This window comes from Uruburuella testudinis (assembly GCF_022870865.1).
GTDB lineage: Bacteria > Pseudomonadota > Gammaproteobacteria > Burkholderiales > Neisseriaceae > Neisseria > Neisseria testudinis.
The window spans coordinates 1,037,745-1,063,813 of sequence record NZ_CP091508.1 but is presented as its reverse complement, the minus strand read 5'-3'; the positions used below and the strand labels follow the sequence as shown (position 1 = coordinate 1,063,813).

Below are 26,069 nucleotides of genomic sequence, written 5' to 3'. Positions count from 1 at the left end.
ATGCGCTCACAAGAAATTAACTATCGGGCGGCGACAGAAGGTCGGGCTATAAGTGTGGGACAAAAAGCTGATCGTGCTGGCTTATCAGAAGGGAAAGTACCCCGTCAAATTTATATCATTGAACCTAAACAGTAAGGAGAATGAAATGAATCAAACTGATGTTGTTGAAACCCATTGAGATAAATATATAGACTCTGTGAGATAAATGGGATGAATCGGGCTGAGATGGGTTTTGGTGGAATTGGTTTTTTGAAACAGCATTACACAGGGTGTAATGAAAATAAACGGGCAGATTTTTCCCATTTTTGTTTTTTTTAGAGGCCAGCTTTGAGTGATTCGATGGCGATGTCGAGTATACGTTTGTCGGCTCCGCTTTGCAAGGCGCCGCTGCCGTTGATGGGAAGATATGGTCTGGCCGGGATAGTGACTTTTTTGTCGCGCCCGGCTTGACCGCCGAGATGGTGGATGGCGGCATAGGGTTTGTTGCTGCCGATTCGTGCGAAATCGTTGCCGACTTGGGTGGAAATGCTGGCGGCAAGTTGGCCGGTCAGTTGCAGGGTCTTACCGCCATCCGCAGCGCGTTTGCTTTGTTTCCATTTGTCACTGCCCCAACTTTCGCTTTCGAAGTTTTCTTCTGTAATCGAACTCATCTCAGTGGCGATAGCTCTCATCATTTTTCGTGAATTACCGAGGTTTATCAACAGCTGGCTCAAGCTGCGGTCTAGTGATTTTGTATCCAGATTGATTTCAATCATCGTCAGCCTTTCAGGATTTGCTGCACCCATGCTAAATCGGTGGTAGATAGGGCTGCTTTGAATTTGGCATTGCCCATCATGGTTTTTAAGGCCACACGGGCGATGTCTGGGTGGACAGTCTGTGCTTTCTGCACCGCCACGGAAGCCATGCGTGAGAGCATGGTTTGGCCTTGGTTGGCGTTGAAGCCTGCGCTCGGGGCGACAAACTTTCCGTCAATACGTAAACCGGTGCGTTGGGCATAGCGGGCTTCGCCGGTGTATTCGTTGCTGCCGATGTCGATGGTTTGCGTTTCGAGCGTCGGGCTGGGCAAGGCACGACTTTCGCCTGCGGCACGTGACAAGGGGCGAACGCGGCAGCGGCAGCGGAAATCCAGCGGCGGATACATGGTCTGCCAAACCGGGTCGGCGGCAGCATACACGCGGCCGTGCATTCTGCGGTGGCTGTCGCGGGTGCGGCTGTCGTTGATGGCGACGTATTGCCAATATGGATGCGTGTCGACCGAATCTATCATCTCGGCATACCGCCCGGCCATGTAGGCCGACTGCATATTGGTCAGATAGATGGTTTTCAGGCGATGCGGGCTGCCGAGTTGGACATTTTGCGGCTCGCCTGTGTCCGGATTAGCGGCTTCGGTGCGCCCCCACCAGCCTTTGCTTTGCAATACCGGTGTCAGTGTTTTCTGAAACTGCTCCAGCGTTTGGCCGGTTTCGGCAGCTTTGACGACGGCGCGATAAATATCGTTGGCCACGTCCATGCCTGCGGTTTTGGCCACGGTAAACGCAGTTGCATGTGCATCGTCCAGCATGTCTTGCCAATCCCACGAAACGGTTACGCCTTTTTGCTTCAGGTATTCGACCGCTGCTTCTGGCTCTAAGCCGAAAATTGCCTTGATGTCTTCCGGATTCATCAGCTCATCTCCTGCGCCGCTTCAATGCGACCAACCAAACCCGACAGGAAAATCACGCGCGCCAGTTCGTTTTGCAACGCGGTGTCATCCATATTCGGAAAATGTTCGGCCAAGCGGTCGAGAATGTTGTCTTCAGTATTGCCGCGCTGCAAATCCTGCACCAATATAGCAGTCAAATCCCGGCCTTGCTGGTTCAGACGGCCTGTATTCGGTGCAAGTGTGTCTAAAATCAAGCCTGCGTCGGTTTCCGCTCCATCCCAGCCTTCGGCAAAATCAGCGGCTGCCGGGTCAATGGCCGTGGCATGTTCTTCAACAATATCGCCGTCTTCCAAGCCATAGGTGCGTTTCCAGTATTGGGGCGTGAATTTTACGCCTGCACCGGACAGCATATTATCGCGTTCGGCACGCTCTTTTGTGCCTGATTCCTCGTTTTCAAACAGCTCCAATTTCGGGCAAGCCACATCACCGAAATTCAGCGATACTACCCATTCGATTAACTCATTAAACGCCGCTTCGACAATCCGGCGGTCGCTATCGCGGATGTCGTCGGCAATCTCCAAGCCTGCGCTTGCGCTGGCGTGGTTGGTTTCTTTATCGGTGGTTTGGTCTTGGCCAAGCAAGGCGATGTTGATGCCGGATTTACACTCTTTCAGCAGCTTATCGAAGGCATCCACCGATGATGATTTGCCGCTGGCTTCGTGGATTTCGACGCTGGAATCATTCGGAATGGTGCCGACTGAGTTGCTGATTAAGGCTTCCAATGCGTCAAGCAGCTTTTCGGTGTCGCTGTGGGTATTGGAACGAGGCTCTTTGCCAATCAACCACGGCGCGCCGTATTTTTCGGTGAAGCTGACCCAAAACTTCATGCCGCCGCGTTTGAAGGTTACCAGCCAAAACACCAAGCCCAAATCGCCCAGTCCGTAAGGATTTAAATAATCATCTTCGTGGCGCGGACACAGGAATTTATAAGGCGGCAGCGACTCTTGGCTCAAGCCGTTTTCGGTGAAAATCAACTCGCGCTCATCATTGAAGCCAAACCATTCTTGCGGCTTAGCCACAATTTCAGACGGCAACCATTGACTGCCTTTTTGCCAGATGATTTCGATGGGCTGATAGCCGAAAAAAGCGGCATTCATAATGTCTTTGCAGAGCTTGTACACATCGACATCAGCAACCAGCCAATTTTCGACAAAACCCAATACGCGCTCCTCGACATCATCGCCACTCAGTTTCCAGTCGAGTCGCGCGACGGCGGCTTTACGACGACGCACGAAGCTGCCGACCAGCTCATCACGCAACAGCTCGCGGTAAACGTGGATTTGCTTGCCCATCTTGCGCAGAATCGGGTCGGGATTAGGCAGCCAACCACCGAAACCACCTAGAAACTGGCGGGAAACGGCGATATGGCCGCTCAAATCTTCGGGCTTGAATGTGAGGTTGCCGTGATTGGTTTTGAGTTTGAAGTGGGGTTTTCTCATGGTTATGCTTTCAGACGGCCTGTACCAATTCGGGTTTGGCGGATTTTGCCGCAGCAGCGGCAGCGCTGTACAAAAATAGAATAAAGCGCCCGGCTGTCGGTTTCGTTTGGAAAGACACGCTGTTTTTCTACGATGTCAAAATGGTGGATGCCCAGCAGGCAACGGATAAATCCCATATTTAATAACCTCGGGTCATGCGGCTGCTGCGGCGCACTTTGCGGCTGGCCACACGCACCGGCCCGGCATTCAGTTCGCGGCTGGCGTAATGCGCCAACACCAAGGCAATAGCCGCGTCGCCGTGGCGTTTTCTGCCGTCCGCGCCTTTGGTGCGGGAATCGGGGATACGCGGTACGCCGCGAACCAATTCGAACGCACGCAGGTCGTTCAGGATGTCTTCGTCTCGGGGCAGACCGTCCAGCGTGCCGTCTTCCAGCGCGGCCTTAAACGGTGCGGTGTGGCTGCGGTACCAGTTTTCAGACAGCATCACGGCTTCCACGACTTCCGCGCCGAACGCGTCGCGCATGGCTTCGGCCAGCGATTGGCCGTTGCCGCGTGCGTCCAATGCCGCGCCGCGCAGGTTGGGCAGCTTGGCCAACAGGTGCTGCATAATTTGTTCCTGCTGGGCAAACGGCATATTGCCGAGTTCCAAGATAAACGGCGGTTTCAAAATCAGGTCTTTGCTTTGCAGCAGCGGTACGATCACGGTGCGGTCGCCGCTTCGGGCGAAGTCTTCGCCGACAAAGGAAACGCGGGTTTTATCCAAGCCGTCGAGCAGCGGCTGCAGAGTTTCTTCAATCCAATCGGCCACTTCACGGGCGCGGCGCGGTTCGGGCAGCAGGCCGAAGGCATCGGTTTGGTCGTAGCGGATAACGGGCGTATACGGACTCATGCGGCTTTCAATCAGCGCACGGTTGAGCCATTTGCCGCCGCCGTTTTTAGGGATGCAGTCCAGCTCTTCGCTGGCATCTTCGCCATAAAAATCACGAATTTCTTTACACCATGCCGCTTCGCCCTCCGGTGTCCACTCTTTGCCCAAACGCAGGCAGATACGGCGGTACAGCCCCTGTTCTACTGCTTCGTCGAAGGTGATGCGGTGGACGGAATACGGCTTTTTGCCTGCCCGCACGTCGTTAATCAACTCGTTAAACGGGTTGTCCACGCCGTCGTGTGTGGAGATGATGTGTACCTGACCGCCCCACATCAGCAAAGCCATTGCTGCTTTGAGCAACTCGCCGAGCTGCTCATGGAATGCGGCTTCGTCGATAATCACGCGGCCTTGCTTACCGCGCAGGTTGGAAGGTCGGCTGGATAAGGCGGTAATGCGCCAGCCCGAGGCAAAGCGGATAACAAACGCCAAAACCGACTGGCGGTCGTCGCCTTCGACAAACACTTCTTCAGTCTCTTCAATCTCGCCCGCCGCGAGTTGGTAATGTTTTGCCCAACCTGCGCAGTCGCGGATAAACTCTAAGGCCATGTCTTTGTTATAGCCGATATACCACGCGTCCATACCTTTGGCCGATGCGGCCAGTAAGGCGGTGTCGGCGGCTTCACCCCAGCTCAAACCGATACGGCGCGACTTTTCGCACAGCTTCACGGGCGACTGGTCGGCACACCACGCCTGCTGATACGGCAGCAAGACCGCCGGTGTGCGGTCTTCGCTCGAAATTCGGGTTTCAGACGGCCTCATGATGCAATCCCCAAAATATGTTTGCGGATGGCTTCAACCGATTCTTCAGACAGGCCGCCTTTCTTGGCCTGTTTGGCCACATCTTCCGCAGCAGCCTGCACTTTGGCCTTGACCTTCGCCTGATACTCTTTCAGGCGCGTGCTGGCGGAAATCAGGCCGCTGATTTTTTTGGCACCTTCGGCCATCACGCCGAAACGGTCGAGCGCGTTTAGCTCTTCATTGTCCATTTCGCCGATTTGCACCAAGGCATCAAATAATTCGGTTTGCAGCATCGCCATCAAGGCTTCGCTGCGGGTATCGCCTTCATCGCTCGCACCTTCGGCAATCAGGCGGGCGGCTTCGGTGCTGGCTTTGATTGAGGCGAAGCGCCGCTCGACTTTTTGGCCGTAGCGGTGCACCGCCGAGCGGCTGATTTGGAAGCCTTGGCTCTGCAACCAATCAGCCAGAGCGCGGTAGTTGGAAAAACCCGATTCGGTCAGCTTGCGCTCCAGCGCGTGGCGGACGTTTTCAGGCAATAAATCAATGCTGGAACGGGGTGCCATATCAGCTCCACACTTTTTCAGGCCGCGCAATGCCGGGGCGGCAGGCGACGGTGTATTCGGCAATATCCACGCCCAAGCTGGTTAAATCGGCAAACCAAAGCCCGTGCGGTTGTTTGTTGATGTCGACCAGTTTGCGGTCGGCCAGATAGTCGAGCTGCTGGCGCAACTCAAGCGCGGTGGTTTGCGGATAAATTGCATTCATCACATCCAGCAGAAAGGTTTCGGCGGTGGTGTGCGGACGGGCGAGGTTGAGTGTGTTGATGATGTTCCAGCGCATGCCTTCGCGGCGGCTTTTGGCCACTAATTCCATACTGATCATTTGCGGGTGCTCTCCATTTTGTAGATTTCGGTCAGCTTCTCGATCACGTTGTCCATCTTGGCTTCGAGAATCACTTGATTGCGGATATAGTCTTCGCGCAAAACATAGTTGAGCGGCAGCGTGGCGTTGAATTCGGCGAGCTGGTTTTCCAATATTTCAACTTTATTGCTCAAGCGTTCCTGCTGTTTGTGGCGGTCGCTCAACTGCGCTTGAAACTGCGACAACAGCATTTTGCCGAAGCCCCAACACACGCCGAGAAAACTCAATAAAAAGCCGACCAATTGCCATAATTCGATACTGAAAAATGTTTTTTCGGGCATTTCAAGGCCAGCCTTTCTCTTCATATTCTTGGCAAACAATACAACGGGTACAGCCTTTCACGGCCAGACGACGCGCTTCGGGAATCAGCTCGCCGCAATCTTCACAATGGCTGTAGCTCAGATGGCTTTCAGACAGGCAGTGCTTGCTTAATGCTTCTTCGCGGAACAGCGCTTCGGCTTCAGCGGCTTTATCGGCAAAATCATTCATGTTTCAGACGGCCTTTTTCATACCACGCTTGCCAGCCGTGCACTTGCGTTTCCAGCTTTTGCGTGTAGCCGCCATAGGTGACAGCGTGGTCTAACAATTGTTGGGGTGAGCCGCCGGCCGGGCGCTCGGGGCGCTCGTGTTTGGCCAGCAGCTCGTAGGGGGCAGGCGGCATTTCGGCCACCGTAATCGTTTTAATCGGCGTAGCCGTGGGCACGGTTGTAGAGGCGCAGGCTGTCAGCCCCCAAGCCGCTGCGGCAATCACCGGCATTTTCATCGCGTTTAATCGCATCGGGAATCTCCTGTTTCAGACGGCCTTGCTCGGCATCAATCGCCTGCACGGCTTTGGCCAGTTTGGCCGATTGGGCTTGGGCAAAGTCAAACCACTTCTGCTTTTCTGCGGCAGCCTCGGCCAGCGCGGTGCTGTATTGCTGCTCGGCACTTAATGCAGCGGCCTGATAAGTGGCGATGATGCCGGCTTTTTCAGCAGCGGCTTGCTTGGAGGCCGTCTGAATGCCGGAGCGGTAGGCCAAAGCGGCCACCATCAACATTAAGGCCAAGGGGTACAACAGCTTAAGCACGGCTGCCGCCAAATCTTTATTCATCGGCGGCCTCGCGCTTATTGATTTCGACCACTTGCGGCACAGCGGCAATACCGCGCTTGATCAGCGCATAGCCGCCGACCATGCCGCCATATGCCCACCACAGCCATTCGGGGGCTTCGGGATGCAGGGTAAATTTAACCGTCATCGCAGCAGCGGCCACGTTTGCCCACAGCTTGGTGTGGGAGATTTGGCCGCTGGCGGGGTTGGTAATCAGGCCGGAGAGCCATTTCAGAAATTTCATCATTTTTTCAGACGGCCTTTCTTCTTTCGTGCCGCGCGTTTGACAGCGGCCACGCCCGATTTGCAGTGTTTCTGGCTCGGGTGTTGGCGGACTTGGCCAACCGAAGCGCGTGTGATTTTGATGTCAGACGGCCAAGTGTTTGCCGTTGCCGCCATCAATAAGCCAAATAAAGTTGTCTTCATGGCTGCCCCTTAATTGTCGGCAGCCGCGTGAATCAGGTTTTGTGCCACTCGACGCACCCAGCCTTTGCCGAAGCTGGTAAACGTACCCAGCTTGGTATAAAACACCAAACGCTCGGCATTAAAGCGCAGCAGCAAATCGTTTTCCGGCAGTTTATTGATGGCGGCCAATGACACCGTACCAATCACGCCGTCGTCCGGCACGCCTGCCGCGCGTTGCAGCATACGCGCCGCATTGCCGTAGCCGTGGTTGATACACGCGTCGAAAAATTGAAACGCCACTGCCTCGGGCATCTTGTCGGCCTGATAACGCTCCCAAAATGCTTTGCGGTAAATCTCAATAGCCTGCGCGCGGGTCATGGCACGCATTGAGCCGGTGTAGCCGTTTGCCTGAGCGGTGCGGCGGGTTACGCCCCAGTTGGTCTCGCCGCCCGGGTCTTTCGGGTGGTTGACATAGCCGCCTTCGTGGGAAAGGACGCGCTCGATGAATTGGGTGAATTTGTCGGTTGACATAGAAAAATCCCTGTAACACGAAATTGGTTACAGGGATTTTAGGTAAGGCCGTCTGAAACGGCTTTTAATGCGGGTTAAAAGTGTTCATGGGATGGTTGCTTATCCAGATCAGTACAAATTAATTTCAGGTTTTTGCTGTATGCAGGTAAAGGCCATTTTTTCCATACTTCATCTGCACCAACTTTCTCAATCAGCCAATAAACCAACAAAGCTGCTGGCTGACTGAAAAAATACATTTCTTCAGCATTTTCTTTTATCCGATTAGCAAGATATTTCTTCTCATTCAAAAGTGACCGGATATTAGCAAGAATATTTGAAGGGTCAATGCTGGATTGAAATGTTTCTAGAAAAATCATATTGGTTTTTTTATCAACTTCAGGAACAAGCCCTATTTCCTCTTGATAAAGCTGTGATAATTGGGGAAGAAGTTCTTCTTGTGGTTGATTTGCTTCTTTCAAAATTGCCAGAGTACGACTAAATAAGTCATCTGTAGTTTCCATCAAAGCCATGCTCTTCGCGACTTCGCGCTCTGCTTTCTTTGGAACATTGCCGTCTGGCTTGTATATATTGTCATGAACCAGCTCTGCATAAGCATGTTGGAGTAAAGAACGCACCTGAACTTCACAGCACAAATCAGCAGGGATGCTGACATTTTCGGGTGTAATGAATGCTTGTTTAGGACGAATCTCGTAATGTTTGGATTGATAGTCAAATGCTTTGGGATTTTGCTGAATTTCATCTGCAAAATCTTTCGAAACTTTAGCATTCCACTGAGATGAGGATTCAATGATTTCACAAACTATTTGAATATGTTCCGCAAGCAATACCACAAAACGTACGCCGACCAAGTCAGTCATTTGGGTTTGAGGTGAAGTGTAATTTTTTCGGCCAATCTTGGCCAGAGCTGAAGAAATCTCTTTGACTCTAGGCTTTGCTTCAATTTTTAGAAAATTGGCAACCGGAACAGGAGAAATGACATTGGATAATTGATTTTGAATTTCTTCAGCCACAAATCTACCCCAAGCGGCAAATGCCGCTTGGTGGCTTTCTAAATAGCTTTTGAAATCATCAATATCACTCATTTTTGTTGTTGTAACTGTCCTTTAATTGTGACAACAGTATATTCCCCATCTTCCGTTGGCGCAATTTCCATATAGTCTTGAGTATGCTCGGGAGGAGTCAAGATAACTACACCGTTACTAAATCCGTAAGACCTCCGTTTGCGTAAACGAGTTTTAATATATTCAATATCCTTACTTACAGCATTTTGAGGAAAATCCTTAGCTATCATAAATTCTGTATAAGCTTTTTGCTTGTCTTCGGGTAAATAATTTTGAGCAAAATCATTAACGCTGATGGTTGCTTCCGCACTTTTTAATGTAACACGCAATGCTTCATGTGTATCTAACTTTGCCTCATCACTTAAATCAGAATTGTCGATAAAATTGCGTGTCCATTCAAAAAAATTCTGCGTCAGCTTACGCGAAGAAGCAGCTATACTCATGCCCAAGAAAACTTGGTAGAAATAGGAAGCGGCTGGTCTGGTTTCCGTTTGTGTCATCAGATGATCATACAAAAAAGCCCGATAATTCCCAGATTGTATTTGCTCCTGCGACCTTACTGTTTCGGCTACTAAAAAACCTATTTTGAATAGTCTTGCTGAATCGGTCAGCAATAATTCCTCTAAGAATTCAATCGTGATAAAGTCATCCTCTTCTTTGGTTCTGAATCCATCTTGAGGCTCAGCCTTAATCACGCACACAAACGGTTTGCCGGTATCTCCAACTCTGCCTTTTAACACCAACAAAATACCACCCGGTGCATTCGTATTCAGCTGTGCATCGGTCAGCATGTGGGCAAATTTTGCAGAATCTCCAATAAACTCCGCTTCATCTTTGAGTTGCATGGCTGCCGCTATCTGAAAAAAACTATTTTCAGCCGTATTGGCAATTGACATTTCAATACCATGAGATTTATTACCCAAAGCTTTAGTTAGCCTGCTTTCCAATGTTCTTCTTGCTATAACAGACAAAGTAATTAACTGTGTACTGATTTTGGGCTCGACCCGTTCCCTATTTTCATTTTTTGGATAAATACGATGGGTAATAATTTTTTCAATTGTTAAACCCTCAAAAGAATAACTCGCTGTTTCAGTCATTATTTCCCTTTCTGTTTCAATCAAGCCGTCTGAAATCCTTTTAGACGGCCTTACTCTTATCGGTTTATTTGTTTTCCGCTGGCTCTGCAAACATCATCACCGGCATGCTGCCGCTGACGAAAATGCCATATTTCACGCCGTTTTCAACAAAGTTTTTATTCACGCTGGCGGTACTGTCTTTTTCGGTTTGCTTGGCAAATTCATTGACAGCATCTCCGGCCATTTTGAGGATTTTGCCGCCGACGGTTTTGTTGCCGTCATCGCCTGCTGCTGCACTCAGCATTAAAGCTGCCGCGCTGAAGTTTTTCAGGTTTTCGGCGGCATCCTCGTTTGCACCTACGGTGGCGGTAATGCTGGTCAATTTGCCGGTGGCCGGGTCGGAGGCGATATTGCCGACCAAGTTGTCATTGATTGGCAGCATGACTGTCAATCGGGCGGCATTGGCATCGCCTTCGGGTTTCATGCTGGCCGGGATTTTGGCAAAACCGAAACCGGCTGATTCAAAATCTTCATCCACCCTGTTGCGGAAGGTATCCCAATCAAGATTTAAGGTTGCTACCGGCTCGGCAGCTTGAGCTGCTGAAGCCTGTGTGGTTGCTTGCTCGGCAGTTGCTTCAGCTTGGCCGCCACACGCAGACAAAGCAAAAGCAGCGGCGATTAATAAAGTGAGTGTTTTCATCTTGTCTTCCTTTGTTATGTCAGGTCTTTTGAGATTTGGACCACTTGGCCGATGACCTGAATATCGGGGTGGTCGTCGAGGTTAAGCTGCATAGGCGCATAAGTTGGATTGTCGGAAATCAGCGAGAGCGAGCCGTCGATTTGGCGTTGGATACGTTTGACCCACAGTACATCGCTGCTGCGTATCACATAAATCTGGCCGTCGCGCGGGTTGTTTTTGCTGGTATCTACCAATAGCGTGTCTTTGCTGTTGATGGTCGGCTCCATGCTGTCGCCGCGTGCGACTACGCAATTGAGGTCTTTGGCAAACAGGCCGCGTGATTTTAGCCAGTCTTTTCTAAAGGCCAACTTGCCGCCAGTATTTCCACCCAAGTTGGCAGCAACTTCAACTTCGCCAGAATCGGCAGCAACAAACCCTATGCAGCGATTCACCATTTAGGCGGCCAAACTGCACCTCATGAAATTAGACCACGTAATAAAAAAGTGCTGGCCTTTTATACCCAAAACGGCGATTCAGCCTATTCACGCTCAGTACAACATCCCGGTAGCAAAACTCCTGAGCGTCCTTATCTGCCTATCAACGGCAGCGGACGGTTGCAGCCGGGCGCGGAAAAATGGCTGCTGGATATTGCCTTGAAATCCTTGAAAAAAGGACTTTGATTTTTTTGCAGCGGCTGCCGAGTATCGGAGCTTCCCGAAAGCCGGAATACCTTGCAGCTTTTAGGCCGTCTGAATTTTTCAGACGGTATTTTTTTATGTTTTCCGATTGGTTTCATAAATAGCAAGCAATTTTTTCACCTCACTTATCTGATGCCACAACGCGACATTGTCATTCATTGCCGAATGATAAGCTAAATCTGACAAATTACTTTTTAACTCCAAAATGGAAATGTCCTGACCTTTTTCCATTTGATTCTCAAGCCATGCAACAAGATATTGTTTGCAAGCATTATCTAACCAAGGTTGCAGCTCTGCTCGTAGTTCTTGTGCCTCAATTTCAAGGCTTCTTAACCGTTCTAATTTTTCCATTAATTCAGGCGTCAACACCGTACTCATATTATTTATCCGTTACTCACTTTATCAGTCGAAGATGCGGCTTTTTTCTCTGCTCCGCGCGCGGCACTCAAAATGACAGCCCGTCCTAAATCGCTGGCTTCGCGGTAATAACCTAATAACTCTGATTCTTCCTTACTAATTTCGGAATTTTCAGACGGCCTAATTTCCTTTTCGGCAGCAAACAAGCTGCTTACATCTATTCCCATATTCAAAAAAGAGAGCAATACATCTCCACTAGGCATAAATACGCCTCGTTCGTATTTTCCCCATGTTTCGCGCTCAATACCTGCTTTTTCAGCAGCTTGTGCTTGGGTTAAACCTAAAAACTTTCTTTTTTCTTTCAAACGATTACCAAAAAGAGATTTAGAAATCACAAAATAATCCTTGCAAAAGAGATTTTAAAATCTCATAATTCACGCATTGGGAATGCACTAGTAAATCTCTGGTGCATAAATAGTTCACTATTTTATCACAGTAGAAAGGGGCTATCTATGGCTATAACTGTTGAAAAACTAAAAGAAAATTTTGCTAAAAACGGCCAAACGCTGGCGCAGTGGGCAAGAGAGAACGGCTTTAAGCCGCGCGATGTGTATCTTGTCGTGGGCGGACAGCGTAAAGGCAATTACGGCAAGGGGCATGAAATTGCCGTCAAACTGGGGCTGAAATAATGAGTGAGAAAGGTACACGGCTGCTGAAGGTGTTTAAGGCTTTGGAAGCTCACCCGATTATCGGTATCAGCAACAAAGAAATTTCAGACGGCCTCGGTGTTTCGCCGGCGTATGTGACCCGCGATTTGGACGATCTGATTGCTGAAGGCTTGGTGGTCAAACTGGATAACGGCAATTTTGCCTACAGCGTGAAGACTTTGCAGATTGCGGAACGTTTCCGTCAGCAGCAGGAACGATTGACGACACGTTTGAAAGAATTGGAACAACGAATTGGCTAAATGCGACGACGTCGTCGCATTTGATGGAGAGAAAAAATGGCAACAGAAGTATTGGGACACACCGTTGGCGCAACGGCAAACGAATTGGCTCTGCACAGCATGGCTGTTATGGAGAAGTATTCGGGCGGTGAAGCTTATAACGAAGCGGTTTGGATTGAGCGTGGTCGCTTTGCGGTGCGCCAAACGATGGAAGGTATGTTTGAGCTGGGTCGCGCACTCATCATCATCAAAGAGCATACGCCGCATGGCCGCTTTGCTGAAATTGCCGAGCAGGAATTTGGTTTAGGCCGCCGCGAATCGCAACGCTTGATGAACGCCACGCTGCGTTTTATCGACCCGAAGATGAAACAGGCTCAGCCGCAGTTGATGAAATTGGGTAAGTCGAAGCTGCTGGAATTGCTGGTGGAAGATGATGACACCTTGCTGGAGCTGGCCGAAGGCGGCGAAATCAACGGCAACACACTGGATGATGTTGACCGCATGACGGTGAAAGAGCTGCGTGTGGCCTTGCGCGAGAGCCGCGAAACGGCGGAAGCGAAAGACAAAGTTATCGCCGACAAGAATAAAAAGGTCGACGAGCTGGCGGAAAAGCTGGCCAAGAAACAGACGGGTGTGAAAGAGCCGCAAGCGGAAGACGTGGGCAGCGAACTGACCATGCGCTTATCCAGCCTTGAAGTAGGTATCCGCTCGGATGTCAGCCGGCTGAAAGACCTTTTTCAACAGATGCTGGCGCATGGCGAAGCACATGGGTTTGACCACCGCGCCAAGATGGTCGGCACGCTGAACCAGATTATTTTGGACTGCGAAACGTTGCGCGAAACCTATGCGCTGCCGACCGAAGCCCCGACAGACAAAGTGCCGGAATGGCTTGAAGGTGCGGACAACGCGGAGGATTGAAATGAATCCGGCATTAATCGAACGCCTGCAGGCGGTGGACAGGCAGGCGGAAAGCATGGGGCGCGGTGAGCGCAGCGCCTACCTGAAGCAGCAGGCGGCGGAATTGGGCATGAGTTTGGCCACGCTCTACCGCAAGCTGGAAGCGGTGGCGGTCAAGCCCGGGCGCAAACGCCGAAGCGATGCGGGCAAGTCGGAATTGAGCCTTGATGAAGCCAAGCTGATTTCGGCGGTGTTGATGGAGGCCATGCGGCGCAACGGCAAGCGGCTGATGGCGGTGCGGCAGGCGGTGGAAATGCTCCGTGCCAACGGCAAAATCGAAGCGGCGCGAATTGATGAGGAAACGGGCGAAGTGTTGCCCTTATCGGAATCCACCATTATCCGCGCTCTGCGTGAATACAAGTTGCACCCCGACCAGCTGTTGCAGCCCGACCCCGTCAGCCGCATGAAATCGGAACATCCGAACCATTGTTGGCAAATCGACCCGAGTTTGTGTGTGCTCTATTACCTGCCGCGACACGGCAAAGACACGGGGCTGCGGGTGATGAAAGAGGAAGAGTTTTACAAGAACAAGCCGAAAAACGTGGTGAAAATCGAGCAAGACCGCGTGTGGCGATACACCGGCACCGACCATGCCAGCGGCACGATTGCGGTGCGCTACTACTTCGGCGGCGAGACCAGCGCGAACTTGTGCGATTTCTTTATCTACATGATGCAGGCCAAGCAGGATACCTTGAAAGACCCGTTTCGCGGCGTACCGCGCATGGTGATGCTTGATCCCGGCAGCGCGAATACCTCGGCGGCATTTAAAAATCTGTGCAAATCGCTGGACGTGCATGTGCAGATTAATAGGCCGGGCAATCCGCGTGCCAAAGGGCAGGTGGAAAAAGCCAACGATATTGTCGAGACGGCCTTTGAAAGCGGCCTGCGCTTTACCGAAGTAAACGACATCGACCAGCTCAACGGCTTGGCGGAACGCTGGATGCGCTACTACAACGGCACGCAAATCCACAGCCGCCACGGTATGACCCGCTATCAGGCGTGGAACAAAATCAAGGCCGAGCAGCTGATACTGCCGCCGCCTGCCGATTACTGCCGCGAGCTGGCGGTGAGCGCACCGAAAGAAGCGAAAGTGTCGCCCGATTTGGAAATTCGCTTCGGCGGCCGCGTGTACAGCGTGAAGGACATCAAGGGCGTGTTGGTCGGTCAGAAACTGCTGGTGGCCAAAAATCCTTGGGAAACCGACGGCGCACGCGTGGCAACGTTTGATGCAGACGGCCATGAAACATGGGTGGCCGTGCCGCAGGTGGTGTTTGACGAGATGGGTTTCCGCGCAGACGCGGCGGTGATTGGCGAAGAGTACAAAGCCCCGAGCCATACGGAATCGCAGCAGCACGCGAAAGAACTCGACAAACTGGCGATGGACGCGGAAACGCTGGAACAGGCGGCAGCCAAGCGCAAAGGCAAGGCAGTCCCCTTCGGCGGCGAACTTGACCCCTACAAGCATCAGGAAGACACGCTGGCCGCGCGCAACACGCTCTATATTGAGCGCAGCGGCCAACAGATGGACTACAACCGCATGGAAGTGGCCGAGCAGGTGTTGAGCAAGGTGGAAATGGCCAAGCTGCTGAAGCCGCGTATCGAAGCCGCAGGCGGTGATTGGAAGCAGGCAGTCGCCTTAATCACCAAACAATATCCGGACGGCGTGGCCGCCAGCCAATTGGAAGCGGTATTTAACCAACTGAAAACGGCAGGCCGTCTGAAATTACACAAAACCGCTTAGGCCAAATGCGACGACGTCGTCGCATTTGGAAGGAGAACAAAATGAAAGAAACCATTGAAATCGAACGTGAAGAATACGAGAAGCTCGTCAAAGCCGCCACAGCAGCCGGTACGTTATCCAGACGGTTTCTACCCAAGGTTAACTATGGCGACAGCTTCTTGGATGCCGATGCCATCGCAGCGTTAAACGAATTTCATCAAGCCATTCGGGATTATGAACGATGAAGCAGGATTTTCAGAAAATCGGCAAATCCTACGCAACCGCCGCTGCCGAAATCGGTTGCAGCAAGCCCATGCTGGTGGCGGTGGTCAACCACGGACAATGGCCGAAAAAAGGCGCAAACGAATTGCGCGAGAAGTTGAAACAGTATTTTGAAACGAATGGTGCGGATATTCCCGCTGGCCTGAGAAACGAGCCGGAAGCCGCACCTGCCCACCCTAATGAAAGCGAGGACAAAGAGATGTTATTACGAAAAGCAACCCTGACACAAGCCGCCAAGCAGCACTTCGGCATGGTTAAAGACCCGTTTAACGACGAAATCCAATCTGCCGACGATGTGTATATGACACCGGATGTGCGTTATGTGCGCGAGGCGATGTTTCAGACGGCCTGCCACGGTGGTTTTGTGGCGGTGGTCGGCGAAAGCGGCGCGGGCAAATCGACTTTGCGCGAAGACCTGCAAGACCGCATCAACCGAGAAGGCCGTCAAATTATCATGATCGAGCCGTATGTGCTGGCGATGGAAGACAACGACCAGAAAGGCAAAACGCTGAAGGCGGTGCATATTGCCGAAGCGATTTTGGCAGCGGTTGCGCCGAATGTATCGCCAAAACGCAGCCCCGAAGCACGTTTTGCCCAAATCCACCGCGCCTTGCAGGAATCGGCTAAAGCGGGCAACCGCCATGTTTTAGTAATCGAAGAAGCCCACGGCCTGCCGATTCCCACGCTGAAACACCTGAAGCGCTTTTTTGAATTGAAATCGGGCTTTGAACGCCTGCTGGGGATTGTGTTAATCGGCCAAACCGAGCTGGCGCAAAAGCTCTCGGAAAACAACCCGGCGGTGCGCGAAGTGGTGCAGCGTTGCGAAGTGGTAACGCTCTTGCCATTGACCGACGGCAAGCTGGCGGGCTACCTGAAACACAAATTCGAACGCGCCGGCGGCGACTTGGCCAAAGTGATGGACGAGAGCGCGATTGATGCGGTGGCCGAGCGGCTGACCGTCAAGAGCCGTACGGCCAAAGGCACGGAACTCAACAGCCTGCTGTATCCGCTGGCGGTGAATAATCTGGTGAGCGCGGCGATGAATATGGCGGCTGAATTGGGCTTCGATAAAGTGGACGGCGATGCCGTGCGGGGGGTGTGAGATGGGCATGGCAAAACTGTTTTTGGTGCGTTTGCTGGTATGCATTCCGGCGGCGCTGGCCTTGAGTTGGGTGGTGCCTGCGGTTGATCAGCGCCCGGCCGCCGCGGCTAAGCTTCAGACGGCTGTTGTGCAGCCGCTGCCGCTGCCCACGGATACCGACCCGTGGGCGGGAATGCCGGATGAAGAATTGATGCGCGCTGATGCGGAGGTGCAGCCATGAGCGGACGAATGATGCAATTGGCGGCCACGCCTTGCTCGGCGGAATATCTGGCCGATGTCTTGCGCCTGCCGCTGGCGGAGGTGCAGCGCAAGCTTGCAAGGCTGGAGCAGCAAGGGCTGATACGCTCAAAGGTATTGGTGACGTATCAGGCGGTGGAAATCCCCACGGCGGCGGAGCGTAAGCGGGAGAAGCGGCTCGCTTTGCGGCTGAAGCAGATGAGAAAAAAAGGCGGTGTGTGATGCGGGTTGAACGGGATTACAGCCGCATTAGAGCCGGCGTGAGCCGTCATCAGTCGGGGCATCTGGTGTGTGAATTGAGCGGCACCAACGGTGTTTTGCTGCTGACGCTGGTGGCACACAGCAAGCAGATGGGTGTTGAAGAGGTGGTTCAGACGGCCTTGCGTTGTTTGAGTCAGAAAGATTTGAGAAAGGCGGTATGAGATGAAAGCAAAAGTCTACGCGCTTTATAAGGGCGATGAGCTAATCGGCACAGGCACTGCCTTTCAACTTGCCAAAAAATTGGGGATAACCGTTAGAAGTCTCCTTTATTACAAAACACCCAATTATATGAAGCGCAACCGGGGTCAAAATCATCGGCAATTGGTGGCGCTGGAGGAAGACGATGAAAGTTAAATGCCCGGCCTGCGGCGCATCTATGAGCTTGGATGCCTTAATCGGCCACGATGAAGCCCGGGCGGTGTTGGTGGAGTTGAGCGGCATCTCGGATGAGCTGGTGCGAGGCTGTTTGAAGTATTTGGGGCTGTTCAGGCCGTCTGAAAAGGATTTGACTTTTGCGCGTGTGGCCAAGCTGCTGGGCGGGCTGCGGCCGCTGATGCAGGCAGGGCAAATCAGCCGCAACCGGCAGAGCTACCCCGCCCCGCGTGAGGCTTGGTTGTGGGCGTTTGAGCAGGTATTGGCGGCGCGGGATGCGGGCAAGCTGAACCGGCTGCCGCTGACCACCCACGGCTTTTTATTGGAAACGCTGACATTTTGGTCACCCGATAAAAGTAGCAGCCCGGTTTCGGCCACGTTGCCGCAGCAGCCGGTTCAAGCGGTGCAGACCAAACTGCGCAGCGGTGCAAGGGGTTTGATGGAGTGGGCAGATGGAACGGAACCTTAATTGGCTGAAACAGGCCATCGCACAAGGATTTGTAATGTTGGCTGCGCTCAATTTGAAAGGCCGTCCGGCTGCAGCGGATTTAAAAGCGGTGGCGGTACTGTGGTTCAACATTTTGAAACGGCACGACTGGCAGCCCGAGCGCGATGTAGCGCGGATTCAGACGGCCTTTGAAACCATCGCTGCTACAGCGGGCGAGTGGCCGAATCCTAAAGATTTAACCGACGCGCTGCCGGCCGCGCCTGTCAAGATGGTGCCGAAACTGGAGAAAAAACACCGCCCCACCGAGCATGGCCGCCAGCAGCTGACCACCTTAAAGCAGAAGCTGGCCGAATTGAAAACCGCGCCGTGTATGAACCGAGATTGGATACACGGCCAACCCCACCGAACAGTGGATGAATGCAAACAGATTTATGCAATGAAACAACAGAAAAAGGAAAGTGAAAATGACTGATTTAACCCAATACCGCCAAGACGCCAAGGGCAACCTTGTGCCTTTGGCCAACATCAAGGAAATCGACCTGATGCGCGACGAGCTGGTGATGGAAATCGTCGGCAAGGCGCATACGGTGCAGCAACAGATGACGGCGTTTAAAGCGGATTCGATGGCCGATATTGCCGCTTTCGTGCAGCTCTCCGCCGACCGCTACGATGTGGCAGTGGGCGGCAAGAAAGGCAACGTGACCCTGCACAGCTTCGACGGCCAATACCGCGTTAACCTGTCTATGCAAGACACGCTGGTATTTGACGAAGGTTTGCTGGCCGCCAAAGCCCTGATTGACGAGTGTATCAATGAATGGACGGAAGGCAGCCGCACTGAGCTGAAAACGCTGATTAACGCCGCGTTTCAGGTCGACAAAGAAGGCAATATTTCCACCGCCCGCGTACTCGGCCTGCGCCGCTTGGCAATCAAAGACGAGAAATGGCAACGCGCCATGGAAGCCCTGAGCGACAGCCTGCAGGTGCATACCAGCAAGCAGTTTGTACGGGTTTATAAGCGCGATGATGCCGGCGACTATCAGCTGGTCAGTTTGGATATCGCGAAGGTGTAGCAATAATTATTTGGTGTGCAAAATTAACCCGCGCGGCACGGTTTGCCGCTTTGAAATCAGGAGTAAGACCATGAATAAAGCAGAATTAATCCAGTCTGTCGCCACACAAAGCGGTGAGAGCAAATCCACCGTCGAGCGTGTGCTGAAAGGCTTTGAAGCGGCGGTAACCGATGCGCTGGCCGCAGGCGGTGATGTGGTGTTGCAGGGCTTCGGCACCTTTTCAGTGGCCGACAAACCGGAGCGGCAAGGCCGCAACCCGCAGACCGGCGAGCCACTGACGATTGCGGCGCACAAAGCGCCGAAATTCAAGCCCGGCGCCAACCTGAAAACCGCCGTCAACGGCTAATCACCCACAGAGGCCGTCTGATTCAGACGGCCTTTTTACTCGGAGCACAAAATGAAAGAAACACGGGCAGCAAAGAAACGCCGTTTGATTAAATTAATCCATGTGGCCAAAGGCCAATTGATGTTGGCCGACGGTGACTACCGCGCCCTGCTGGCCAATGCTTCATGCGGCAAGACCAGCAGCACCAAATTAAGCGTGGATGAGTTGGAAACAGTGCTGCGCCGGCTCAAAGCGCGCGGCTTTGTGGTTACCACCAAGGCGCAGGCGGCGGGTGGTCAAGCGGATATTCCGGTGCATGACAACAATGCGCAGGTGGCAATGATACGCAGCCTGTGGCTGGAGTTGCACCGGCTGGGGGCGGTACGCGACCCGAGTGAGCGCGCACTGGCGAAATTTGTGCAGCGGCACACGGGAATTGCTTATCAGGGCTGGCTGGGGATTGACAATGCATCGAAAATTATTGAACACTTGAAAAAATGGCGCAATCGGGTGCGCCTTTAGGGTAAACAACGGCTTAGTTTGAAGGAGCAATATCATGGCAGACAATCGGGCGGCGGAATTAATCGTGGATTTGGAAGAGCAGCTGGTGGCGTGTTTGGTGTCGGTATCAACTGTTGACCGGCAAACCGCCAAGGTGGCGGCCAAGCAGGTGTCGCAGCATATCAGCAAGCATTGGGGCGGCCAGCTTTTGTATATCCCCAAGAATCAGGCGGGTATACTCTCGGCGCGCGATGCGGAAATTTGGCAAAAGTTTGACGGCCGCAACCATGCGGCGCTGGCGCAGGAATATGATTTGAGTATGCAGCAGATTTATACGATTGTGCGCGAGGCCATGGCGATTGCGCGGGCGAAAAACCAGCAGGATTTGTTTGCCGGTTGAGCGGCAGGTTTGGGAATGCGGTCAGGTTTTGTCCTGACCGCTTTTTTACGGCGTTTTGCGGCGCGGTCGGGGGTTTGCCTACCCCAACACTCAAAGCAGCTTAAAACGCGATTTTAGGGCAAATTTATTAAAGTGTTTTAAAAGACTTTCAGACGGCCTCAAGGCAAACTGGCTTCATCAACGATTGATGAGGCTTTTTTTATGCCGTTTCAGATTTTCAAAGCAGGCACGCGCCGCGACCATCATGGCCGTTTGGTTTCCATCACCGCGGATGATGTGGCGCAAGCGGCTGCTGCTTATAACACTGCCTCGCATGAAGCGCCGATTGTGATTGGCCACCCTACCGACAATGCCCCTGCTTTTGGCTGGGTGCGCTCACTCCGTGCTGACAATGGTGTGTTGTCGGCCGATTTCTCGCAAATGGATGATGATTTTGTCGATTTGGTGAAGGCTGGTCGCTATAAAAAAGTGTCGGCCAGCTTCTACCCGCCCGACAGCCCGAGCAACCCGAAGCCCGGCTCTTGGTATCTGCGCCATGTCGGTTTTCTCGGCGCACAACCGCCTGCGGTGAAAGGCTTGTCTGCCATCAATTTCGCGGAAGACGATGTGTATGTGGAATTTTCAGAAGCCGCGCACGGTTATACCGCCAGTTTATTTGTCCGCCTGCGTGAATTTTTGATTGAAAAATTCGGCATTGATGAAGCGGATAAAGCTGTACCGAGCTGGCAGATTGAAAATTTGGAATGGGCAGTGAAATCTGCCGATACATCACACACCCCGGCTTTTGCCGACCCTGCAACCCCAACCGAACCTCAAACCCATGAAAACAAGGAGACCCCTATGTCGCCCGAAGAACAACTGGCAGCCGAAAAAGCCGCCCGCGAAGCTGCTGAGAAGAAAGCAGCCGCTGCGGAAGCGGAGCTGAAAAAGCTGCAAGACGAGCAGGAGCAAGACCTGCGCGATGCGGCGCACAACGCCAACGCTGATTTTGCCGAAGGCCTGGTGAAAAATGGCCGTCTGAAACCGGCTGACAAAGCGCTGATGATTCAGGTGTTGGATTTTGCCGATTACCCCGAGCAAACCAGCGTGGATTTTGGCGAAGGCAGCAATAAAACCACCATCGGCGAAGCGTTGCGCCAATTTTTGCGCGGCTTACCAGAAGTATTGGCAAGCGGCCACCATGCCAAAGGTGCTGCACCGGCGGCCACCGGCGGCCTGTCTGCCGATTTTGCCGAAGCGGCCAATCCTGATGCGCTGAGCCATCACGAACGTGCGGTGGCCTTGGCAGCGAAAGCAGGCATCACCTATGAAGAAGCGGCGCGCCGCACCGCCGCCTAAATCCAAAAGCGACGCTGGCGTCGCATTTAAAAAGGAAGAACCATGAGCGCTCATTTGCGTAAATTGCGCGGTCAAATCGACCCCGTGTTAACCAATCTGGCGGTGGGTTACAAAAACGCCGAATTTATCGCTGAAAAGATTTTCCCGCAGGTATTTACCGAAACCGAAGGCGTGCAAGTGCCGGTATTCGGTAAGGGCTCGTTTGTCGAATACGACACCAAACGCGCCGTCGGTGCTGCTTCTAATGTGATTACTTTAGATGCACCGAATTATTTGCCGGTGGTGTTGGAAGAACACGACTTGGCTGCCGGTGTGGATTACCGGGAAAAAGCGGAATCTCAGTTTGACGAACAAGCCAAGGCAACCCGCCGCGCAACCAAAGGCGTGCAATTACGCCAAGAAATCGAAACGGCCGCCTTGCTGCAAGCGAAATCGGCTTATCAATCCGGCCACTCTAAGGATTTGACCGCAACCAAGCAATGGTCGGCGGACGACTCCAATCCGTTGACGGACATCGAAACCGCCCGCGAAACCGTGCGTGCAGCCTGCGGCGTGCGCCCGAGCGTGTTGGTGGTCGGTGCCGGCGTATTGTCGGCGCTGAAACGCCATCCTGAGCTGATTAGCGCATTGGGGGCGAACGAGCGCAAAACCCTGTTGACCGTTGAGCAGTTGAAAAACCTGCTCGAATTGGACGACATCATCGTCGGCCAAGCGGTATCGACTCCGGCGCCGACTAAAGCCACCAAAGACGTATGGGGCAAGTTTGCCAGCCTGATCGTGCGTCCGCATTTAGTTTCAGACGGCAACGACGAGGGCGAACCGGCATTCGGCTACACCTTCCGCCGTCGCGGTATGCCGCTGGTCGACCGCTATGAAGAGGTGGGCGGCAAAGTGGAATATGCCCGCTACACCGACATCCGCAAAGCAGCGGTGGTAGGCAGCGCGTGCGGTTTCTTGTTTGAAAACGCAGTGGGTTAACGATTGAAGGCCGTCTGAAACGTTCAGACGGCCTAGGAGAAAAAATATGGCTCAAACCAAACAAGTGGTGCTGGTCACCACCATTACAGCGACAGGCGAGATTGTGAAAGACCGCTTTGTCAATTTTGCAGGCGCACAGGCCAAGGCCGGTGAAGCTGTGTTGGGCGTGGCGCCCTATGACGTAGCCAACGGCGATACGGCAGCGGTTGACGTGGTCGGTATTGCGGTGGTGGAAGCCGGTGGTGAAATTGCGGCCGGTGTGGAAGTCGGTGCTGATGCACAAGGCTGCGCGGTTACCGGTGCGGCCAAGATTGCCGGTACTGCCCTGACGGCAGCGGCCGGTGCGGGCGAAACCATCCGGGTATTGTTGAAAGGTTAATCATGGCTAAGGTTTATATCGCAAACACGCCGTTGATTTTGCAAGACGGTGCAGGCAAAGATTTTCGTGTCAAAATCGGCGAAGCAGTTGAGCTGGAGCAGGCGCAATACGAGCTGGTGGCCGCACATGTAACCCCGACATTGACCACCGGTGAAGAATTGGACGCGCAGCAGGAAGACGAGAAAACGCCGTCTGAAACCGAGCCTGAAACCAAAACCAAAACGCAACGCAAAACCAAGGCGGACGCGTAATGTACATCAACGCCGAGAATATGCTCAAGGCCATGAGTAAGCCGGAATTGGTGCAATTGACCAACGATGAGCCGCGTGCGACCGAGCCGGATATGGCGGTGGTTGACGAAGCCATCCGCTATGCCTGCGACTTGGTCGACGGCTACTTGCGCGGCCGCTACCCGCTGCCGCTGAAGGCTGTGCCGACGGTGTTGCCGCCGTTGTGCATCAACATCGCCCGTCATTTCCTGCACGCGCGCCGCATTAATCGGGCAGATTTTCCGAAGCCGCTGGAAACGACCTACAACGCGACTTTGAAGACCTTGGAATCCATCCGCGACGGCAAAATCCATATCGGCGTTGATACTTTGGACAAACAGGCGCAGCCGGAACAGGGGGCGTATCACACGCGCGGCGGCTCGCGCATTGATATGACGGGATATTGATATGAGTGCGACACGTCCGGTCATTGATGCGGTAGTCGAGCATTTACAGGCTGCTATCCCGTGGGTGGTTGTGGAGGCATTTCCTGAGCGGCCGTCTGAATACCAGTTTATCCACCCTGTCGGTGCGATTTTGGTCGGCTACGGCGGCAGCAAATTCACGGCATTGGAGCATTTGGGCAGCATTGCCCAGCAGCGTGACATAACGTTGGTGCTGACCATTGTCGGCAGCAATCTGCACGGCGATGAAGGCACGCTGGCGATTTTGGACGAAACGCGCCTGGCGATTGTCGGCTTCCGGCCGCCCAACTGCCTGCCCTGCCATTTGTTGGCTGAGCGCTTTTTAAACGAAGACGCAGGCGCATGGCAGTACGAATTGACGGTGCAGACTGAAACGCAGCAAGTGCAAGTTTATCAGCCTAAAACCAACCCATTATTTACCCGAACGCGGCCGCGCGAAAGTGCCGAACCGCACGCAACCGATTTAAAACTGAAGGAGACCCCATAATGGCAGCAGCATTTCACCACGGCACGGAAACCCAGCGTGTCGACGGCGGCAGCAATGCCGTCTATACCGTTGACGGCGCAATTACTGCGATGGTCGGCACCGCGCCTATCGGTGCGGTCAATGAATTAACCGTTTGCTCGACGATTAAAGATTTTTCCCAATTTGGCGCGTTGACGAATGCCGGGTTTACTCTGCCGGATGCCGCCAATATTTGGACACGCTATGCTTCCGGTGTAGCGTATGTGGTCAACGTCTGCGACCCGGCCAAACACAAATCGCAAGTCAGCGATGAGGTATTGACGGTTGATGCCGATACCTTGTCGGCTAAGACCAAACATCCTGCATTGCAGGCAGGCTACACCGTTTCAGACGGCGATTCACCGCTGGCGGAAGGCGAAAACTATACCATCGACACGGTGAGCGGCGAAATCACGTTTAAAGCCAAACCAACCGAACCGAAAATCAGCTACACCTACACCGACCCGACCAAAGTCACCGAAGAAGACATCATCGGCGGCTATGTGGCGGCCACCGGCAAACGTACCGGCTTGGAATTGCTGACCGAAGGCTACAACCGCTACGGTGCGGATGCCAAGATCGTGATTGTGCCGGAATACGATAAAACGGCTAAAGTGGCGGCCGCTGCGATTACCTTGGCCGATAAGCTGAAAGCCATTGCGTACATCAACGCGCCGAAAGCAACAACGTTGAGTAAGGCGTTGGAAGGCCGTGGCGCATTGGGTACGATTAATTTTCAGACATCAAGCGACCGTGTCGAGCTGTTTTTTCCGCACGTTATCGGTACGCTCGGTGTGGAATCGTTGGCCACCCACGCCGCCGGCTTGCGCATGAAAACCGATGTGGAACAAGGTTATTGGTTCAGCAAGTCAAACCGCGAATTGCGGGACGTGACCGGCCTTGATATCGGCCTGACTGCCCGCGCCGACGACCCGCAAAGTGAAACCAACCGCCTGAACGAAAAAGGCATTACCACTGTATTTAATTCATACGGCACGGGCTATCGGCTGTGGGGCAACCGCTTGGCGTGTTTCCCGACCGTTTCGCACATCAAGAATTTTGAAGTAGCACAACGCACCGGCGATTTGATTGACGAATCCATCCGTCGCGCCGAGCTGCAGTACATCGACCGCCCGATTGATGATGCCTTGCTCGACAGCCTGCTGGAAACTGTCCGCACCTATTTGTCTACGCTGCCAAGCATTGTCGGCTTCTCGCTGGATTTGGATTACGACTACGATTTGGCAGACGCATTCAGTAAAGGCCAAGTGCCGATTGTGTATGAATACACGCCGAAGCTGCCTGCCGAACGCATCAGCAATAAGTCGGTGATGACCCGTAAATATTTGGCCAATTTGGTCAGCGGTAACTAAGGAGCCGTAAATGCCTAAATTAAATGCAATCTACAACGCAAACGTCTATATCGACGGTAACAACCTGCTGGGCAAAGCGGCCGAAATCACTGCGCCTGAAATTGAGTTCACCATGGATGAAGTCACCGGCCTGGGGCTCTTCGGCACTATCAAGCTGCCCAGCGGCATGGAGGCCTTGGAGGCGGAAGTCACCTGGAACAGCTTTTACCCGGAAGTCGCCGCGCGTAGCCGTAATCCGTTTAAATCTGCCCAGTTAATGATTCGCTCGAATCTGCAAACTTTCGATGCGGCCGGTTTGGAAAAAGAAGTGCCGATGGTCACCACCATGACCGGCACCTTCGGCAAGGACGCATTGGGCGGCTTCAAGCCGAAGGAAAAGGCAGAGTTTTCTAGCACCTTCCAAGTCAATGAAGTGCGCCAAGTGGCCGATGGCCGTGAGCTGTTTTATTACAACGCTTTTACCAATACCTTGCGCGTCGCCGGTCAGGATGTGTTGTCGCAGATGCGGAAAAACATCGGCGCTTAAGCTTTAAAGCCTTTTAAAAGCCTTTCAGACGG

Annotated in this window: 44 protein-coding genes and 1 pseudogene; 25 read left to right on the top strand and 20 right to left on the bottom strand. The window is 53.0% G+C overall.

Annotated elements, in window-relative coordinates:
- Window positions 1–314: 314 nt before the first annotated feature.
- The 18 genes from LVJ83_RS04925 to LVJ83_RS04840 all read right to left on the bottom strand — a co-directional run bounded on the left by LVJ83_RS04925 (window position 315) and on the right by LVJ83_RS04840 (window position 11,023).
- On the bottom strand, window positions 315–755 hold the full coding sequence (locus LVJ83_RS04925; RefSeq protein WP_244786892.1) for a phage virion morphogenesis protein: 441 nt from the start codon (window positions 753–755) through the stop codon (window positions 315–317).
- A 2-nt stretch (window positions 756–757) separates the two neighbouring features.
- Window positions 758–1,663, bottom strand: coding sequence for a phage head morphogenesis protein (locus LVJ83_RS04920; protein WP_244786890.1), 906 nt, complete (start codon window positions 1,661–1,663; stop codon window positions 758–760).
- Window positions 1,663–3,141 carry a DUF935 domain-containing protein gene (locus tag LVJ83_RS04915; protein WP_244786888.1) on the bottom strand — a complete coding sequence of 493 codons (1,479 nt, stop codon included), beginning with the start codon at window positions 3,139–3,141 and terminating at the stop codon, window positions 1,663–1,665. The genes LVJ83_RS04920 and LVJ83_RS04915 overlap by 1 nt, the downstream gene beginning before the upstream one ends.
- A 2-nt stretch (window positions 3,142–3,143) precedes the next feature.
- Window positions 3,144–3,317, bottom strand: a complete 174-nt coding sequence (locus LVJ83_RS04910; RefSeq protein WP_244786886.1) for a hypothetical protein — start codon at window positions 3,315–3,317, stop codon at window positions 3,144–3,146.
- A 2-nt stretch (window positions 3,318–3,319) separates the two neighbouring features.
- Window positions 3,320–4,828, bottom strand: coding sequence for a terminase large subunit domain-containing protein (locus LVJ83_RS04905; protein ID WP_244786884.1), 1,509 nt, complete (start codon window positions 4,826–4,828; stop codon window positions 3,320–3,322).
- Window positions 4,825–5,370: a DUF3486 family protein gene (locus LVJ83_RS04900; protein ID WP_244786881.1), complete on the bottom strand. Its 546-nt coding sequence runs from the start codon at window positions 5,368–5,370 to the stop codon at window positions 4,825–4,827. Before LVJ83_RS04900 ends, LVJ83_RS04905 begins: the two co-directional genes overlap by 4 nt.
- 1 nt (window position 5,371) lies before the next feature.
- Window positions 5,372–5,689, bottom strand: a complete 318-nt coding sequence (locus LVJ83_RS04895; RefSeq protein WP_244786880.1) for a hypothetical protein — start codon at window positions 5,687–5,689, stop codon at window positions 5,372–5,374.
- Window positions 5,686–6,009, bottom strand: coding sequence for a hypothetical protein (locus tag LVJ83_RS04890; protein WP_244786878.1), 324 nt, complete (start codon window positions 6,007–6,009; stop codon window positions 5,686–5,688). Before LVJ83_RS04890 ends, LVJ83_RS04895 begins: the two co-directional genes overlap by 4 nt.
- A 1-nt stretch (window position 6,010) precedes the next feature.
- Complete coding sequence (locus tag LVJ83_RS04885; RefSeq protein WP_244786876.1) at window positions 6,011–6,217, bottom strand: TraR/DksA C4-type zinc finger protein; 207 nt, start codon at window positions 6,215–6,217, stop codon at window positions 6,011–6,013.
- Window positions 6,210–6,389 carry a hypothetical protein gene (locus tag LVJ83_RS04880; protein WP_244786874.1) on the bottom strand — a complete coding sequence of 60 codons (180 nt, stop codon included), beginning with the start codon at window positions 6,387–6,389 and terminating at the stop codon, window positions 6,210–6,212. Before LVJ83_RS04880 ends, LVJ83_RS04885 begins: the two co-directional genes overlap by 8 nt.
- Before the next feature lie 19 nt (window positions 6,390–6,408).
- On the bottom strand, window positions 6,409–6,819 hold the full coding sequence (locus LVJ83_RS04875) for a hypothetical protein (RefSeq protein WP_244786872.1): 411 nt from the start codon (window positions 6,817–6,819) through the stop codon (window positions 6,409–6,411).
- Window positions 6,812–7,060, bottom strand: coding sequence for a hypothetical protein (locus tag LVJ83_RS04870; protein ID WP_244787654.1), 249 nt, complete (start codon window positions 7,058–7,060; stop codon window positions 6,812–6,814). Before LVJ83_RS04870 ends, LVJ83_RS04875 begins: the two co-directional genes overlap by 8 nt.
- Window positions 7,060–7,242 (bottom strand): hypothetical protein, encoded by a 183-nt coding sequence (locus LVJ83_RS04865; protein ID WP_244786870.1) that lies wholly within the window; start codon window positions 7,240–7,242, stop codon window positions 7,060–7,062. Before LVJ83_RS04865 ends, LVJ83_RS04870 begins: the two co-directional genes overlap by 1 nt.
- Before the next feature lie 9 nt (window positions 7,243–7,251).
- On the bottom strand, window positions 7,252–7,752 hold the full coding sequence (locus LVJ83_RS04860) for a glycoside hydrolase family 108 protein (protein WP_244786868.1): 501 nt from the start codon (window positions 7,750–7,752) through the stop codon (window positions 7,252–7,254).
- A 74-nt stretch (window positions 7,753–7,826) separates the two neighbouring features.
- On the bottom strand, window positions 7,827–8,834 hold the full coding sequence (locus LVJ83_RS04855; protein WP_244786866.1) for a GTP pyrophosphokinase: 1,008 nt from the start codon (window positions 8,832–8,834) through the stop codon (window positions 7,827–7,829).
- Window positions 8,831–9,934 (bottom strand): nucleoid-associated protein, encoded by a 1,104-nt coding sequence (locus LVJ83_RS04850; RefSeq protein WP_244786864.1) that lies wholly within the window; start codon window positions 9,932–9,934, stop codon window positions 8,831–8,833. Before LVJ83_RS04850 ends, LVJ83_RS04855 begins: the two co-directional genes overlap by 4 nt.
- Window positions 9,935–9,974: 40 nt before the next feature.
- The gene (locus LVJ83_RS04845) at window positions 9,975–10,589 is read right to left on the bottom strand and encodes a hypothetical protein (protein WP_244786862.1); all 615 of its coding nucleotides are present in this window, start codon (window positions 10,587–10,589) and stop codon (window positions 9,975–9,977) included.
- A 14-nt stretch (window positions 10,590–10,603) separates the two neighbouring features.
- The gene (locus LVJ83_RS04840; RefSeq protein ID WP_425316020.1) at window positions 10,604–11,023 is read right to left on the bottom strand and encodes a S24 family peptidase; all 420 of its coding nucleotides are present in this window, start codon (window positions 11,021–11,023) and stop codon (window positions 10,604–10,606) included.
- Here LVJ83_RS04840 and LVJ83_RS04835 point away from each other — a divergent pair.
- Window positions 10,931–11,248 (top strand): annotated as a pseudogene (locus LVJ83_RS04835) (phage virion morphogenesis family protein); the annotation flags it as partial. The gene LVJ83_RS04840 and the pseudogene LVJ83_RS04835 sit on opposite strands and share 93 nt — an antisense overlap.
- A gap of 93 nt (window positions 11,249–11,341) precedes the next feature.
- Here the strand turns inward: LVJ83_RS04835 and LVJ83_RS04830 are convergent.
- Both LVJ83_RS04830 and LVJ83_RS04825 read right to left on the bottom strand, forming a co-directional pair.
- Window positions 11,342–11,644 carry a hypothetical protein gene (locus tag LVJ83_RS04830; protein ID WP_244786858.1) on the bottom strand — a complete coding sequence of 101 codons (303 nt, stop codon included), beginning with the start codon at window positions 11,642–11,644 and terminating at the stop codon, window positions 11,342–11,344.
- Window positions 11,645–11,649: 5 nt separating this feature from the next.
- Window positions 11,650–12,018, bottom strand: a complete 369-nt coding sequence (locus tag LVJ83_RS04825) for a helix-turn-helix domain-containing protein (RefSeq protein WP_244786856.1) — start codon at window positions 12,016–12,018, stop codon at window positions 11,650–11,652.
- 117 nt (window positions 12,019–12,135) lie between these two features.
- Here LVJ83_RS04825 and LVJ83_RS04820 point away from each other — a divergent pair, with 117 nt between their 5' ends.
- From LVJ83_RS04820 to LVJ83_RS04705, 24 genes are all read left to right on the top strand, one after another.
- A complete protein-coding gene (locus LVJ83_RS04820) occupies window positions 12,136–12,312 on the top strand; it encodes a DNA-binding protein (protein WP_244786854.1) in 177 nt (58 codons plus the stop codon).
- Window positions 12,312–12,590: a winged helix-turn-helix domain-containing protein gene (locus LVJ83_RS04815; RefSeq protein WP_244786852.1), complete on the top strand. Its 279-nt coding sequence runs from the start codon at window positions 12,312–12,314 to the stop codon at window positions 12,588–12,590. Before LVJ83_RS04820 ends, LVJ83_RS04815 begins: the two co-directional genes overlap by 1 nt.
- A gap of 36 nt (window positions 12,591–12,626) precedes the next feature.
- The gene (locus tag LVJ83_RS04810; protein ID WP_244786850.1) at window positions 12,627–13,487 is read left to right on the top strand and encodes a hypothetical protein; all 861 of its coding nucleotides are present in this window, start codon (window positions 12,627–12,629) and stop codon (window positions 13,485–13,487) included.
- A gap of 1 nt (window position 13,488) precedes the next feature.
- A complete protein-coding gene (locus LVJ83_RS04805; RefSeq protein WP_244786848.1) occupies window positions 13,489–15,267 on the top strand; it encodes a transposase in 1,779 nt (592 codons plus the stop codon).
- Window positions 15,268–15,308: 41 nt separating this feature from the next.
- Window positions 15,309–15,491, top strand: a complete 183-nt coding sequence (locus LVJ83_RS04800; RefSeq protein WP_244786846.1) for a hypothetical protein — start codon at window positions 15,309–15,311, stop codon at window positions 15,489–15,491.
- Window positions 15,488–16,630: an ExeA family protein gene (locus LVJ83_RS04795; protein WP_244786844.1), complete on the top strand. Its 1,143-nt coding sequence runs from the start codon at window positions 15,488–15,490 to the stop codon at window positions 16,628–16,630. The genes LVJ83_RS04800 and LVJ83_RS04795 overlap by 4 nt, the downstream gene beginning before the upstream one ends.
- Before the next feature lie 7 nt (window positions 16,631–16,637).
- Window positions 16,638–16,850 carry a hypothetical protein gene (locus LVJ83_RS04790; RefSeq protein WP_244786842.1) on the top strand — a complete coding sequence of 71 codons (213 nt, stop codon included), beginning with the start codon at window positions 16,638–16,640 and terminating at the stop codon, window positions 16,848–16,850.
- Window positions 16,847–17,089 (top strand): hypothetical protein, encoded by a 243-nt coding sequence (locus LVJ83_RS04785; RefSeq protein ID WP_244786840.1) that lies wholly within the window; start codon window positions 16,847–16,849, stop codon window positions 17,087–17,089. The genes LVJ83_RS04790 and LVJ83_RS04785 overlap by 4 nt, the downstream gene beginning before the upstream one ends.
- Complete coding sequence (locus LVJ83_RS04780; protein ID WP_244786838.1) at window positions 17,089–17,289, top strand: hypothetical protein; 201 nt, start codon at window positions 17,089–17,091, stop codon at window positions 17,287–17,289. Before LVJ83_RS04785 ends, LVJ83_RS04780 begins: the two co-directional genes overlap by 1 nt.
- 1 nt (window position 17,290) lies before the next feature.
- The gene (locus tag LVJ83_RS04775; RefSeq protein ID WP_244786836.1) at window positions 17,291–17,482 is read left to right on the top strand and encodes a hypothetical protein; all 192 of its coding nucleotides are present in this window, start codon (window positions 17,291–17,293) and stop codon (window positions 17,480–17,482) included.
- Window positions 17,472–17,969 carry a hypothetical protein gene (locus LVJ83_RS04770; RefSeq protein ID WP_244786834.1) on the top strand — a complete coding sequence of 166 codons (498 nt, stop codon included), beginning with the start codon at window positions 17,472–17,474 and terminating at the stop codon, window positions 17,967–17,969. The genes LVJ83_RS04775 and LVJ83_RS04770 overlap by 11 nt, the downstream gene beginning before the upstream one ends.
- Complete coding sequence (locus LVJ83_RS04765; RefSeq protein WP_244786832.1) at window positions 17,953–18,420, top strand: hypothetical protein; 468 nt, start codon at window positions 17,953–17,955, stop codon at window positions 18,418–18,420. Before LVJ83_RS04770 ends, LVJ83_RS04765 begins: the two co-directional genes overlap by 17 nt.
- Entirely contained in the window at window positions 18,413–19,018 is a 606-nt protein-coding gene (locus tag LVJ83_RS04760; protein ID WP_244786830.1) for a DUF3164 family protein, read from the top strand. The genes LVJ83_RS04765 and LVJ83_RS04760 overlap by 8 nt, the downstream gene beginning before the upstream one ends.
- 70 nt (window positions 19,019–19,088) lie before the next feature.
- The gene (locus LVJ83_RS04755) at window positions 19,089–19,364 is read left to right on the top strand and encodes an HU family DNA-binding protein (RefSeq protein ID WP_244786828.1); all 276 of its coding nucleotides are present in this window, start codon (window positions 19,089–19,091) and stop codon (window positions 19,362–19,364) included.
- A gap of 51 nt (window positions 19,365–19,415) precedes the next feature.
- Window positions 19,416–19,865 (top strand): gp16 family protein, encoded by a 450-nt coding sequence (locus LVJ83_RS04750; protein WP_244786826.1) that lies wholly within the window; start codon window positions 19,416–19,418, stop codon window positions 19,863–19,865.
- Window positions 19,866–19,899: 34 nt separating this feature from the next.
- On the top strand, window positions 19,900–20,244 hold the full coding sequence (locus tag LVJ83_RS04745; protein ID WP_244786825.1) for a Mor transcription activator family protein: 345 nt from the start codon (window positions 19,900–19,902) through the stop codon (window positions 20,242–20,244).
- 201 nt (window positions 20,245–20,445) lie between these two features.
- On the top strand, window positions 20,446–21,582 hold the full coding sequence (locus tag LVJ83_RS04740) for a 2-oxoacid:acceptor oxidoreductase (protein ID WP_244786823.1): 1,137 nt from the start codon (window positions 20,446–20,448) through the stop codon (window positions 21,580–21,582).
- A gap of 42 nt (window positions 21,583–21,624) precedes the next feature.
- Window positions 21,625–22,560, top strand: a complete 936-nt coding sequence (locus tag LVJ83_RS04735; protein ID WP_244786821.1) for a major capsid protein — start codon at window positions 21,625–21,627, stop codon at window positions 22,558–22,560.
- Between the two features lie 46 nt (window positions 22,561–22,606).
- Window positions 22,607–22,939: a capsid cement protein gene (locus LVJ83_RS04730; protein ID WP_244786819.1), complete on the top strand. Its 333-nt coding sequence runs from the start codon at window positions 22,607–22,609 to the stop codon at window positions 22,937–22,939.
- Between the two features lie 2 nt (window positions 22,940–22,941).
- Window positions 22,942–23,190, top strand: coding sequence for a hypothetical protein (locus LVJ83_RS04725; RefSeq protein WP_244786817.1), 249 nt, complete (start codon window positions 22,942–22,944; stop codon window positions 23,188–23,190).
- Window positions 23,190–23,615 (top strand): gp436 family protein, encoded by a 426-nt coding sequence (locus tag LVJ83_RS04720; RefSeq protein ID WP_280515225.1) that lies wholly within the window; start codon window positions 23,190–23,192, stop codon window positions 23,613–23,615. Before LVJ83_RS04725 ends, LVJ83_RS04720 begins: the two co-directional genes overlap by 1 nt.
- A 1-nt stretch (window position 23,616) precedes the next feature.
- Entirely contained in the window at window positions 23,617–24,120 is a 504-nt protein-coding gene (locus LVJ83_RS04715) for a Gp37 family protein (RefSeq protein ID WP_244786813.1), read from the top strand.
- The gene (locus LVJ83_RS04710; protein ID WP_244786811.1) at window positions 24,120–25,511 is read left to right on the top strand and encodes a phage tail sheath family protein; all 1,392 of its coding nucleotides are present in this window, start codon (window positions 24,120–24,122) and stop codon (window positions 25,509–25,511) included. The genes LVJ83_RS04715 and LVJ83_RS04710 overlap by 1 nt, the downstream gene beginning before the upstream one ends.
- 10 nt (window positions 25,512–25,521) lie before the next feature.
- Window positions 25,522–26,037: a phage major tail tube protein gene (locus LVJ83_RS04705; protein WP_244786809.1), complete on the top strand. Its 516-nt coding sequence runs from the start codon at window positions 25,522–25,524 to the stop codon at window positions 26,035–26,037.
- The last annotated feature ends 32 nt before the right edge of the window (window positions 26,038–26,069 follow it).